Origin of the sequence: Streptomyces sp. NPDC056373, assembly GCF_042262425.1 — a bacterium.
In the GTDB taxonomy this organism is placed as follows: Bacteria; Actinomycetota; Actinomycetes; order Streptomycetales; family Streptomycetaceae; genus Streptomyces.
This window is the reverse complement of record NZ_JBHJPX010000010.1, coordinates 91,413-103,727: the sequence shown is the minus strand read 5'-3', so window position 1 is coordinate 103,727 and position 12,315 is coordinate 91,413. Positions and strand designations below refer to the sequence as shown.

The 12,315-nt window shown below is 70.3% G+C and carries 10 protein-coding genes and 1 tRNA gene; 7 read left to right on the top strand and 4 right to left on the bottom strand.

Annotated elements, in window-relative coordinates; all coding sequences use genetic code 11:
- Positions 1-72 precede the first annotated feature (72 nt).
- The gene (locus ACFCXS_RS22190; RefSeq protein WP_004002642.1) at positions 73-486 is read right to left on the bottom strand and encodes an SsgA family sporulation/cell division regulator; all 414 of its coding nucleotides are present in this window, start codon (positions 484-486) and stop codon (positions 73-75) included.
- Between the two features lie 191 nt (positions 487-677).
- Between ACFCXS_RS22190 and ACFCXS_RS22185 the strand changes: the two genes are divergently transcribed.
- The 7 genes from ACFCXS_RS22185 to ACFCXS_RS22155 all read left to right on the top strand — a co-directional run bounded on the left by ACFCXS_RS22185 (position 678) and on the right by ACFCXS_RS22155 (position 8,628).
- Positions 678-1,136, top strand: a complete 459-nt coding sequence (locus tag ACFCXS_RS22185; RefSeq protein WP_376645072.1) for a TIGR02611 family protein — start codon at positions 678-680, stop codon at positions 1,134-1,136.
- 46 nt (positions 1,137-1,182) lie between these two features.
- A tRNA-Val gene (locus ACFCXS_RS22180) sits at positions 1,183-1,254 on the top strand.
- A gap of 741 nt (positions 1,255-1,995) precedes the next feature.
- Entirely contained in the window at positions 1,996-3,285 is a 1,290-nt protein-coding gene (locus tag ACFCXS_RS22175) for an ABC transporter substrate-binding protein (protein ID WP_376645071.1), read from the top strand.
- Complete coding sequence (locus ACFCXS_RS22170; RefSeq protein ID WP_376645070.1) at positions 3,285-4,286, top strand: carbohydrate ABC transporter permease; 1,002 nt, start codon at positions 3,285-3,287, stop codon at positions 4,284-4,286. Before ACFCXS_RS22175 ends, ACFCXS_RS22170 begins: the two co-directional genes overlap by 1 nt.
- Positions 4,283-5,161 carry a carbohydrate ABC transporter permease gene (locus tag ACFCXS_RS22165; protein WP_376645069.1) on the top strand — a complete coding sequence of 293 codons (879 nt, stop codon included), beginning with the start codon at positions 4,283-4,285 and terminating at the stop codon, positions 5,159-5,161. Before ACFCXS_RS22170 ends, ACFCXS_RS22165 begins: the two co-directional genes overlap by 4 nt.
- A gap of 6 nt (positions 5,162-5,167) precedes the next feature.
- Positions 5,168-5,758: a hypothetical protein gene (locus ACFCXS_RS22160; protein WP_376645068.1), complete on the top strand. Its 591-nt coding sequence runs from the start codon at positions 5,168-5,170 to the stop codon at positions 5,756-5,758.
- Between the two features lie 134 nt (positions 5,759-5,892).
- Positions 5,893-8,628, top strand: a complete 2,736-nt coding sequence (locus ACFCXS_RS22155; RefSeq protein WP_376645067.1) for a Tat pathway signal sequence domain protein — start codon at positions 5,893-5,895, stop codon at positions 8,626-8,628.
- A gap of 52 nt (positions 8,629-8,680) precedes the next feature.
- Here the strand turns inward: ACFCXS_RS22155 and ACFCXS_RS22150 are convergent, their stop codons facing one another.
- The 3 genes from ACFCXS_RS22150 to ACFCXS_RS22140 form a co-directional block, all read right to left on the bottom strand.
- Positions 8,681-8,887 (bottom strand): hypothetical protein, encoded by a 207-nt coding sequence (locus tag ACFCXS_RS22150; RefSeq protein ID WP_053668272.1) that lies wholly within the window; start codon positions 8,885-8,887, stop codon positions 8,681-8,683.
- An 11-nt stretch (positions 8,888-8,898) separates the two neighbouring features.
- Entirely contained in the window at positions 8,899-10,215 is a 1,317-nt protein-coding gene (locus tag ACFCXS_RS22145; protein ID WP_376645066.1) for a diaminopimelate decarboxylase, read from the bottom strand.
- A gap of 275 nt (positions 10,216-10,490) precedes the next feature.
- Positions 10,491-12,152, bottom strand: coding sequence for a helix-turn-helix domain-containing protein (locus tag ACFCXS_RS22140; protein ID WP_376645065.1), 1,662 nt, complete (start codon positions 12,150-12,152; stop codon positions 10,491-10,493).
- Between the last annotated feature and the right edge of the window lie 163 nt (positions 12,153-12,315).

Sequence of the window (12,315 nt, the reverse complement as noted above, 5' to 3'; positions counted from 1 at the left end):
CGTATGCGGTTGTCCGAGCCCGAGCCGTCTCCCCGAGTGGACGGCGCCGGGCGGCTTTGTGGGGGCCTCGCGCTAGCTTTCCGCCAGGATGTGCGAGAGCTCCTGGTCGAGGTCGAAGTGCCGGTGTTCCGTGCCGGGCGGCACGGCGGCGTCGGTCCGCTTCAGGAAGGACTCCAGGGCCCGTGCCGGGGCCTCCAGCAGGGCCTCGCCCTCCGGCGAGCTCAGGGCGATGCACACGACGCCCTGGCCGTGACTGCGCGACGGCCAGACGCGGACGTCGCCGGTGCCCGTAGGGCGGTGAAGTCCCTCGGCGAGGAGGTCGCGGGCGAACACCCACTCGACGGTTTCCTCGGCTCCGGTGTGGAAGGTGGCGTGCACGGCGTAGGGGTCGGCCGTGTCGTACCGCAGGCCTGCGGGGACAGGCAGGGAGGACTCGCTCGACACAACGAGGCGCAGGTGCAGCTCGCAGCTGACCGTGGTGTTCATAAGCGCCAGGGCCTTTCGCTCAGTGTGCGCTCGGGGATTCGCACGTCGGCGAAATCGACATGCCACCTACGGTGCCGTTGTAAACCCCTCTGAGTGTTTTGCGTGCCTTTACGTAACTCTTCCGGCCGAGAGATCGTCCGCGTCGTGCGTCCATTCCGGTGACTGGTTTCGCTCGGGTAGTGTTCGGCCGTATGAATACGGGGAGTAACGAGCCGGGCGAGGTGGCCGTGGCATCGGACGGGACGGGGCCGGGCGAGGTGCACGGCGAGCAGGACCGTGGGCTCGGCTCGCGTGCGCCGGAATTCATCAAGGCGCGCCGGGCGCTGCACGTGAGCTGGCAGGTCGGCGTTTTCATCATCGGGCTCGCGGTCGTGGTGGCCGGCATCATCATGCTTCCGCTCCCCGGGCCGGGCTGGGTCGTGATCTTCGGCGGCATGGCGATCTGGGCGACGGAGTTCGTCTGGGCCCAGCTGGTGCTCCGCTGGACCAAGCGGAAGGTCACCGAGGCCGCCCAGCGGGCTCTCGACCCCAAGGTGCGGCGCCGCAACATCATCCTGACGTCGATCGGGCTGGTGATCGTGGGCGTCATCGTCGGTGTCTACCTGTGGAAGTTCGGCATCGTCATGCCGTGGAAGATCAAGGACCAGTGAGCGTCACAGGCACCCCCTGACATGGGGTAATGTTCTTCCTGCGCCCGGGCGATTAGCTCAGTGGGAGAGCGCTTCGTTCACACCGAAGAGGTCACTGGTTCGAACCCAGTATCGCCCACCCGGACCGGAAGCCCACCTGCGATCATGCAGGTGGGCTTCCGGTGTTGTGTCTGCCGGGCACTGTCGCCCCTCGAGGCCCGGGCCTCGCCCGGGCCGCAGGACGCGGGGTCGTCCACCTGGCCGGCCGGCGGCCCGAGGCCGGGGTGGCGAGAGCGTTGACGGAAACCTCGCCCGAGGCGGGCGGACGGTCCGGCGGTGTGGCCGGAACATCGCCCCCGCCGATCGTCGGCACGGGTGGCCGCATTGCGTCACCAGGGCCCCTGGTGACGCCACCTCCGCCCGCTCGGGGCCCTCGCCCGTTCCCTGCCGCCATCGATCCGCCCGCGGGGACCTGGTCCGTCAGGACGCCCGCTTCGGGGCTCGTCCCGTCCTCGCGCGGCACCACGTCCCCGGGGTGGCATCCGTCCCGGGTCGGCACCCTGTCCCGCCGTGCCTGGCCGGAAAAGATCCCCACTCCCGTACCCTCCCTCCGGGGGTCCGGCGTCGCTTTTCGGTCATGCCCGAAAGGGGCCCGGCTCGCTCCCCTGCGTTCGGCGTCTCGGCCACACCGTCGTCACCAGCGATGTCGCCCGGCCCGGTCCGCGGGTCCACCTCCGCGGTCCGCTCCGTCATCCACCGCCTCGGTAAGAAATTCTTGTCCGAATCATTGACGCACTCTCAGCCCCTCCGTAACTTGTGCCAGCAAGCGCTTACTTGAAACGATTCATGCGAGCGGGACGACGTGCGGGGAGGTCCAACCGTGGTGAACGGCAGGAATGTTGAGAGACGGACGATCCTGAAGGCGGCCGGAGCCACGGCAGCCACGCTGGGGCTGGCCGCGACGACCGGCTGCGGGGGTGACGGAGGGACCTCCGCTGACGGGACGGTGACGATCCGTTACGCGTGGTGGGGTGCGGAGGACCGCGCCGAGCGAATCAACAAGACGATCGCGCTCTTCGAGAAGAAGTACCCGAAGATCAAGGTGAAAACGGACTTCCAGCCTTATCTCGACTTCTGGAAGAAGTTCAACACCCAGGCCTCCGGCGGCAATCCGCCGGACGTGTTCCAGAATGCGATCGGCTTCCTCCGGAAATACGACGCGAAGAACGTGCTGCTCGATCTGAGCGAGCAGGCCAAGGCCGGCAACCTCCGGATGGACGGATTCCGCGCGGGCCTCGAGAAGTTCGGCGAGGTCGACGGCAAGCTCCTCGGCGTTCCGGTCGGTTCGAACTCCATGGCCCTGGTCATCGACAAGCCCGTCTACACGCGGGCCGGGGTGAAGCCGGAGCAGGGCTGGACCTGGGACGACTACCACGCGGCGATGAAGACGATCCGTGACAAGACGGGGCGTGCCGGTGACACCGGGCCGTACAACATCATGTACCTGTACGACCTCTACCTGCGCCAGAACGGCAAGGCGTTCTTCACCGAGGACGCGCTCGGCTTCACCGAGGCGGATCTGACGGACTGGTGGACGAAGGCCAAGAAGGGCGTCGAGGACGGCAGCTACGCCAACCAGAAGAAGGTCGCCCAGATCAAGCCCAAGTCGGCGGTCGCCGGGGAGATCTCCGGCGGTGAGTTCACCTGGGACAACTTCACCGTCCGCTACACCTCCGAGGGCAAGAGCGAGTACGGCCTGGCCCCCATCCCGACCACGGACGGCAAGAAGACCGGCCAGTACCTCGGCTCCCTGATGCTGAGCGCCTCCAAGCGCACCCAGCACCCCAAGGAAGTCGCCCAGTTCATCGACTTCATGGTGCACGACCCCGAGGTCGCCAAGATCATGGGCTACGACCGTGGCGTGCCCGCGACGCAGGCGCAGTACGACGCGTACAAGCCGACCGACGAGGTGAACAAGGCGATCGCCGCCTACGAGGAGTCCCTCGTCAAGGCGGGCGTCCTGGAGCCCATCACCCCGCACCCGAACGGCGCCGACGTCTGCGAGGCCGCCTTCCTGCGCATCGGCGAGGAGATCGGCCTGGGCAAGCGCTCGGTGGACGAGGCCGTCAAGCAGTTCTTCACCGAGTCGAAGACGGCTCTCGGCACCTGATGGGAACCACCGTGACACACGCCCCTGCGATGGAGGGCCTGTCCCAGGACTCCGAGCCGCGGCACGGTCCGGTGAAGCCCGAGCGCCCCGCCGCCCTCAAGCGGCGGCGGCGCCGGGAGAACCTGGCCGGCTATCTCTTCATGTCCCCGTGGATCGCCGGGTTCCTGCTGCTCACCGCGGGCCCGATGATCGCCTCGCTCTACTACGCCTTCACCGACTACAACCTCTTCGACGCTCCCAAGTGGATCGGCCTCGGCAACTTCTCGGAGATGTTCGGCGATCCGCGCTGGCGCCACTCGGTGCAGGTGACCCTCTGGTACGTCGCCGTCGGCACGCCGCTCAAGCTGATCGCCGCCCTCGGTGTGGCCCTGCTGCTGGCCCAGAGCAGGCGTGGGCAGGCCTTCTACCGGGCCGCCTTCTACGCTCCGTCGCTCATCGGCGCCAGCGTCTCCGTCGCGATCGTCTGGAAGGCGATCTTCTCGGACGACGCGATCGTCGACCGTACGCAGAAGCTCTTCGGCATCGACGTCGGAGGGTGGACCGGCGACCCGGACCTGATCATCTACAGCCTGGTGGCGCTGACCGTCTGGCAGTTCGGCGCCCCCATGGTCATCTTCCTGGCCGGTCTCAAGCAGGTCCCGCGCGAACTGTACGAGGCGGCCGAGGTCGACGGGGCGGGCACGTTCCGCCGGTTCTGGAACATCACGCTGCCGATGATCTCCCCGGTCCTCTTCTTCAACGTCCTGCTGGAGACGATCCACTCGTTCCAGATCTTCAGCTCGGCGTACATCGTCGGCGGCGGCGCCGGTGGCAACGCCTGCGGTCCGGCCGACGGGTCGATGGTCTACACCTGCTACCTCTACGTCCAGGGCTTCGAGAACAGCCGGATGGGTCTGGCCTCCGCGATGGCCTGGCTCCTGCTGATCGCGGTCGCCCTGGTGACGGCGGTGCTGTTCTGGTCCCAGAAGCGCTGGGTGCACTACGAGGAGGGCGCCCGATGAGTGCGCAGGCCACCGACGTCAAGACGGCCGGAGCGCTCCGGCACAAGCTGCCCGGCTCCCTCGCCTGGCACATCGGGTCCCTGCTGATCCTCGCGGTGATCCTCTACCCGGTGATCTGGGTCGTCGGCGGGTCCTTCAAGAAGAGCGAGGACATCGTCGGCAGCCTGGACCTCTTCCCGGGCGACCCGGTCACCGCCAACTACACGAGCCTCGCCGACGGCATCGCCGACATCTCGATCTCCACGTTCTTCTTCAACTCGCTCTTCCTCGCGGTGGGTTCCGTGATCGGGATCCTGGTGTCCTGCTCGCTCACGGCCTACGCCTTCGCGAGGATCCGCTTCGCGGGCCGCAACGTGCTGTTCACGCTGATGATCGGGACGCTCCTGCTGCCCTACCACGTGCTGCTGATCCCGCAGTACGTGCTGTTCCGCAATCTGGAGCTGATCAACACCTACACGCCGCTGCTGCTCGGCAAGTACCTGGCCACCGAGGCGTTCTTCGTCTTCCTGATGGTGCAGTTCATGCGCAACATGCCCAGGGAACTGGACGAGGCGGCCCGCCTCGACGGCTGTGGGCACGTCCGGATCTACTGGTCGATCGTGCTGCCGCTGAGCCGGCCGGCCCTGATCACCAGCGCGATCTTCACGTTCATCAACTCCTGGAACGACTTCATGGGCCCGCTGATCTACCTCAACGAGCCCGACAAGTACACGGTCTCGCTGGGCCTGAAGATGTTCGTCGACCAGGAAGGGCTGGCCAACTACGGCGGCATGATCGCCATGTCGCTGGTCGCGCTGCTGCCGGTGCTCGCCTTCTTCCTCGCCTTCCAGCGCTATCTGATCGACGGCATGGCCACGTCGGGTCTGAAGGGCTGAGGCGGCATGGCCGGGACACGGGTGAAGGCACGAGGTGAGTCGGTGTTCGCCGAGAGGTTCGCCGTGTTCGCCGAGTGTCTGCTGACCGGTGTGTGGATCGCGGTGGCCTCACTGGGAGTCGTCACCTACCCCGCCGCGTTCGCCGCAGGGGCACGGCATCTGCGGCGCCGTACCGCTCACGAGGGCGGCGGATGGCGGGAGTTCGTCGCCGACTTCCGCGCCGCCCTGCGCGGCGGGTGGCTCGCCGGGCTTGCCGGGTGGGTGGCTGTGGCAGCCGTCCGGGTGGACGTGCAGGCGGCGCGGGCGGGGATTCCCGGCGGGCCGCTCGTCGGGGCCGTCGGTGTCGTCGCGCTGATCGGGCTCGTCGTGGCCGGGCTGCGCGCGTCGGCGGTCTGGGCGCCCGGCGCGCGCTGGCGGACGCTGCTGGCGGGGGCCGGGCGGCGGACGGTGCTCGATCCGGCAGGGTCCTTCCTGATCGTCGGCGGGCTGGCCGTGGTGGCCGTGTCCGCCTGGTTCGCCGCGCCGCTGGCGGTCGCCGTCCTCGGAGCCGTGGCGGCGGCGGCCGTCGCCGTGGAAGAGCGCTACCTGCACCGCTGACCGGCGGTCCCGCCCACACCCCCTGACCGGCGGCCCCTCATGTTCGAGCCGGCGCCCGGCGCCACCTCCCTCCGTCATGCCCTGACCAGCGCACGGATTCGCTTCCCGCACGGACAAGGAAAGGCATCATCGCCATGTCTCCCATCCCTCGCAGGTCCCTCCTCACAGCGGCCGCCGTCACCGGAGCCGCCGCCCAGTTCAGCTGGGCGCTGGGCGCTCAGGACGCCCAGGCCGCACCCGGAGCCGAAGCAGCCGACGCGGACCCGGTGACCCTGGACTGGCTGGAGGACGGCGGCCTCGGAGCCGCGCCCGGCTCCACCGTCGGTGTGCCCTGGCCGAAGGGCGCGTACCGGAAGGACCAGACCTTCGCGCTGACGGACGCCGGCGGCAAGGCCGTACCCGTGCAGTCCTGGCCGATCGCCTACTGGCCCGACGGCTCCCTGAAGTGGACCGCGCACGCGGTCGCCTCGGGCGACGGCAAGCTCACCCTCGCCGCCGGGACGCCCGCCGCACCCGAGAAGAAGGTCACCGTGCACAAGCGCGGCGGCGTCATCGACATCTCCACCGGCGTCATCACCGCGAGGATCGGCACGTCCGGCTCCACCCTCGTCAAGTCCGTCACCCGGGGCTCCACGGAGATCGCGAAGAACGGCCGGCTCGTGCTGATCCGCCAGCCCGAGATCGAGGACGAGGACCAGGGCGCGGTCAGGACCGAGCGCTTCGACGGCGCGATCTCGCAGGTCGAGGTCGAGCAGGCGGGCCCGGTCCGCGCGGTCGTGCGCATCGACGGAAAGCACCGCAAGGGCGGCCGAAGTTGGCTGCCCTTCTCGATCAGGCTCTACTTCTACGCGGGCGCCGACTCCTTCCGCATGGTGCACACCATCACCTACGACGGCACGCAGGAGCCGGGCAAGGCAAGTGGCGACTTCATCCGCGGCCTCGGAGTCCGTTTCACCGTGCCCCTGCGGGACCAGTCCTACGACCGCCACATCAGGATCGGCGGTGACGGCACCGGACTGCTGCGCGAAGCCGTCAAGGGCATCACCGGACTGCGCCGGGACCCCGGAGCGGCCGTGCAGGCGGCCCAGTTCGAAGGCCGCAAGCTGCCTGACCCCGCCACCTGGGACCAGCGGGTGACGACCCGGCTGCAGTACATCCCCGAGTGGGGCGACTACACCCTCGCGCAGCTGTCCGCCGACGGCTTCACCCTGCGCAAGCGCACCAAGAAGGGGCACGGCTGGGTCGCCGCGGGCGGTGGCCGGCGCGCCTCCGGCTTCGGCTACGTCGGCGGGGCGAGCGGCGGGTTCTCCTTCGGGCTGCGCGACTTCTGGGAGAAGTTCCCCGCCCAGCTCGACATCCGGGACGCCCACACCGACGAGGCCGAGGTGACCCTCTGGCTCTGGTCGCCCGAGGCGCAGCCCATGGACATGCGCTTCTACCACGACGGCATGGGCCAGGACACCTTCCCGGAGCAGCTCGAAGGCCTCAACATCACCTACGAGGACTACGAGCCGGAGTTCGGCACCCCGTACGGCATCGCCCGCACCTCCGAACTCCTCTTCTGGGCCAACGAGACGACCCCGAGCCCTGACCGGTTCGCCGCACAGGTCGAGGCCGTCCGCGTGCTGCCGCAGCTGGCCGCCCCGCCCCGGCAGCTCATCGGGGCCAAGGTCTTCGGGCCGGGCCTGTACTCCGAGCCCGACCGCTCCACCCCCGCCAAGGCGAAGATCGAGGACCACCTCGACTTCCTCTTCACCTACTACAGGGACCAGGTGGAGCAGCGCCGTTGGTACGGCTTCTGGGACTACGGCGACATCATGCACACCTACGACACCGTCCGGCACCAGTGGCGGTACGACATCGGCGGCTACGCCTGGGACAACTCCGAACTGTCGCCGGACCTCTGGCTCTGGTTCGCCTACCTGCGCTCCGGCCGCTCCGACATCTTCCGCTTCGCCGAGGCCATGACCCGGCACACCGGCGAGGTCGACGTCTACCACCTGGGCAAATGGGCGGGCCTCGGCACCCGGCACGGTGTGCAGCACTTCGCCGACAGCGCCAAGCAGCAGCGCATCGCCAACACCACCTACCGGCGCTACTACTACTTCCTCACGGCGGACGAACGCGTCGGCGACCTCATGCACGCCAACGTCGACTCCGACGAGACGTTCCTCGTCCTCGACCCCATCCGCAAGATCCGCACCGAGCCCTACACGCCCGACCGGCACGCCCTGTCGATCGGCTTCGGCACGGACTGGAGCGGCCTGGTGTCGGCCTGGCTCACGGAGTGGGAGCGCAAGGGCCCGAAGTGGGAGAAGGCCAAGGCGCGCGTCCTGTCGACCATGGAGACCATCGCCGCCCAGCCCAACGGATTCGTGCAGGGCACCGGGCTCTACGACCTCGACACCGGCAGGTTCGCCGTCGCCGACAAGCCGGTCGTCAGCGTCTCGCACCTCTCCGCCGTCTTCGGCCTCAACGAGCTGTGCGCCGAGCTCATCGACCTCGTCGACATGCCGAAGTTCAACGAGGCGTACTTCGACTACTGCCGGTTCTTCAACGCCACCAAGGCCGAGCAGAAGACCCGCTACGGCTCCGACTTCGGCAGCCTGCTGCTGTTCCAGGGCCACTCGCGCCTGGACGCGTACGCCGCCGTCAGGACCGGGGACGAGAAGCTCGCGGCCCGGGCCTGGGAGAAGTTCCACAACTCCGACGGCTACAAGGAGTCGGCGCCCTGGCGGACGGAGAAGCTGAACGGTCCGGCCGCCCTGGTGCCGGGCAGCGAAGCCACCTGGGTGTCCACGAACGACACCGCGCTGTACGGCCTCGCCGCCATCGAGAACCTGGCGCTGCTCGGCGACAGGATGCCTTAGCGGGAACCGGCACGGGCGGGTTCCGGGGCGTCGCCCTCCGGAACCCGCCCGACTAGTCGATGATCTGGTGGAAGAACAGCACGGCGGGCGCCGTCACCCCGCCGCCGACGCTCACCGCGACGGGCCATGTGTTGCCGGCCAGGGCCGACAGGACGGTGGCACCGATGCCGACCAGGGCCGCGAGCAGGAAGACGATGGCGGCGCGCTGGGTGAGGAGCGGCCCGTCCCGGCCGGTGCGCCGACGGTTGGCCTGTGCCACCGGAGCGCTCCCTATTTCATCGCGACAGCGGGCTGGAGCACGGGCACGTCCCACGGGTCCTGCGCCGGACGCAGGAGTTCGAAGCGGACACCTCCGCCGTCACCGTCCGTCCGGACCCCGTGCACGGCGGGTTCGGGCAGGCTGTTGTAGTGGAACGGCGTCGAGAAGTAGTAGGCGCCGGTGTCCGGGACGGCGACGATGTCACCGGGTTCCAGAAGGGGCAGGGCGCGGTCGCGTGCCAGCAGGTCCCCGGCGAAGCAGGCGGGCCCCGCGATGTCCTGGCGGACCGGTCCGCCCCGCTTGGCCCTGCCGCTCGCGTCGTGCGTCTCGATCCGCAGCGGCCAGGCGTCGGGGTTGAACACCGTCCGGGTGGCCACCTGCACACCGGCGTGGGTGACCGCGATCGGCCGGCCGCCCATGCTCTTGGTGTACTCGACGTACGCGGCGGTGAACCCGTTCTTGGCGAGGACGGACCGCCCGAACTCGGTGACGATCTCGTAGTCGCCGGAGAACAGGGCGGGCGCCTGGGCGCGTAGCTGCCGGGCGTACGTGTCGAAGGTGGGCGTGGTTTCGTCGTCGGCGAAGTTGACGGGGAGTCCGCCGCCGATGTCGACGCCGACGACCTGGCGTCCGAGCGTGGCGTTGACCTCCTCGGCGAACGCCACGGCCTGCCCGACCCCGCCGGCCATGAGGTCGAGCGGGCAGCCCTGCGAACCGGCGTGCGTGTGCACCCAGGTCAGCCACGGGTGGTCGTGGTAGGCGCGCAGCAACCGCTGCCGGCTTCCCGGGTCCGCCAGGGGCACGCCGAACTTCGAGGTGCTCGTCGCCGTGCTCATCGCGGCGATGCTGCCGCCGCCGAGCTGGGAGTTGACGCGCACCCCGATCCGCGAGACCGGGACGCGGCCGCCGAGCGCCCGGTCGATCCTCGCCAGTTCCTGGTAGTTGTCCACGTTGATGTTCACCCCCAGGTCGAGGGCGTAGCGCAGTTCTGCCTCCGTCTTGGCCGGCGAGTCGAAGACGATCCGCTCCGGCGTGAATCCGGCGGCCAGTGCGCGGGCCAGCTCACCCGCGGTGGCCACCTCGCAGCCCATGCCGAGCCGGCACAGCTCCGCCAGAACCGGCACCAGACAGTTCGCCTTGGCCGCGAACGCGTGCAGGACGCCGGGGGAGGAGGGGAAGGCACGGTGCAGGGACCCGACGGTCGCGGCGACGCCGTCCAGGTCGACGAAGGCGGCCAGCGGGGACCGCTCGGCATTCAGCAGTCCCTGCCGTACCGCCTCCTGGAGGATCCGTTCGCGTCGCTCTGCGGCGGCGGTCAGTCCGGTCATGGTGTGCCCTTCCGTGTCGTAGGCGCGGCGCCCGGGACGGCCCCGGGGCAGACCACCAGGCTGCTGCCCGTCCCCGGTCGGCGTCTTCGTCGGATCGTCAAAGGCGCGGGTCGCACGGACGACGACTGGCGGCAACAACTCGGCTTCCGGGCACAGGTGTTGTCCGATACGACAACAGGAGAGCTCCTGGATGGTGGCCACCGCCGAACGAGGACCGCCTACGTGATCGCGCCCCGGTGCGGGACGGTCAGGTGCGTGGGGCGTCGGGCAGGGCGTCAGAGGCGGGTGCCGCCGGCCTCGTCGCCCAGACGCAACTGCACCTGGGCCAGCAGCCGGGCGTCCGGGTCGGCCAGGTCCAGCCCGGACACCTGCGTGATGCGGCGCAACCGGTAGCGCAGGCTGTTGGAATGCACGCCCAGGGCGCGCGAAGCGGCGGACACGTCACCGAAGTGGTCGAGGTAGGCGCGCAGGGTCTCCACCAGGCAACTGCCGCCGTGATCGGCGTCGAACTCCCTCAGCCGGGCCACGGACGTCCGCGCGGGCAAAGCCAACTCACGCAGGACGTCGACGACTTGCAGAATGCCCACGGTGTCCGCGACGTCCTCGCTCCGCGCCACGGTGTGCGGCCCGCCCGACGCGATGAGCGCCTGGAGGGCCTGCTCGGCCGACCTGCGGGACTCGGGCGCCCGTGCCAGGCCGGGGACCACGTCACCGAGCCCCGCCTTCACCGCCGTGCCGATCGTCGCCGACAACTGCTCCGCCAGGGCGTTCCCGAGCCGTCTCACCTGGGCGTCGGCCCGCTGCGGATCGCGTTCCAGCCCGGTCAGCAGCACCAGGGTCCTGCCGCCCGCCGGAACCACCACGACCCGGTGGCCGAGGGCGGCACAGTGCAGGGTCAGCAGACCGTGGAGCCCGGCCGGGCCGTCGTCCGCGGGGCGGCCGGTTCCGGTCCCCACCGCCAGGACCGCACAGGGCTCCCGGGGCGGCAACCAGGCCCGCTCCGCGAGCACCTCGACCGATCCGCGGTCCTCCAGCAGCGCCCGGGCCGCGTCCTCCACCAGCCGGCCGTCGGAGCTGTGGGTGCGATGGTGCAGCAGATGGGCGGCGGCGGCCCGGACCGCCGCGCGCAGCGTCTCCGCGGCGTTCGGCGACAGGGGACGGCCGGCCACCGCCGCCACCCAGATGGACCCGAGCGCCTCGCCGCCCGCCCGCACGGCACCGACCAGACGCTCCGGATCCTGTCCACGGGCGGGCCGGTGCAGCACGTCGTCCGCACCCCACAGCGCCTGGAAGAACCCCGCCTCCCGCATGGCCGCCACCCGCCAGGGCGGCACGCGACGGCCGAGGATGGTCAGCCGGCGCATCTCGTCCACGTTCTCCTCCGTGGAGGAGTAGGCCAGCACCCGTGACTCCGTGTCCTCGATCGTCACCGAGCCTCCCACCAGGGTGGCCACGGCGTCGGCCAGCGAGTCCAGATCGCCCAGGCGCACCTCGCCGGCCGTGGGCACCGCGGGCGCGCCCGCTGCGGCCAGCCCCGCCCTCAGCACCCCCACCAGCTGCGCCCACGTGCACCAGGCGGTGCGGAAGAGCACCGCCGTGCCGCTCTCCTCCGCGGCCGTCTGCAACGCCCGCGCGGCGGCCTCCGGCCGGCCCGGGCCGAACACCACGCCCGCCGCACCGGCCTCACCGGCCCGGCGCACCACGTCGACCGCGTGCGCGGAACGCGGGTCCACTCCCACCGCGAGCAGTAACTCCCGGGCCCGGATCGCCGGTTCCAGGGCGTCCAGCACATGGACACCGGTGACCCTCGTGCGCAGTCCCTCCGGGGCCGTGTGCAACTCCACGGCTCCCGCCCCCACCACCGAGAGCAGACGCTCCAGCGTCCCTCCGTCCTCGGCGCCCGGGCCGCGGCCCGGCGATTCCCTCAGGCCCGTCACGGTGCCTCCCCGTCCCGACCCGACCGTGCCGCTGCGGGGCGGCCGTTCGGAGACCACGTATGACATCACGGGCCCGGCCCGCCGTCGAGGGGCCTTCGAGGCACACGGAGGCGCCGACGGCGCGCGCCTCGGAGAGCCGTGCGCCCCTGTGCTTCTGACGGAT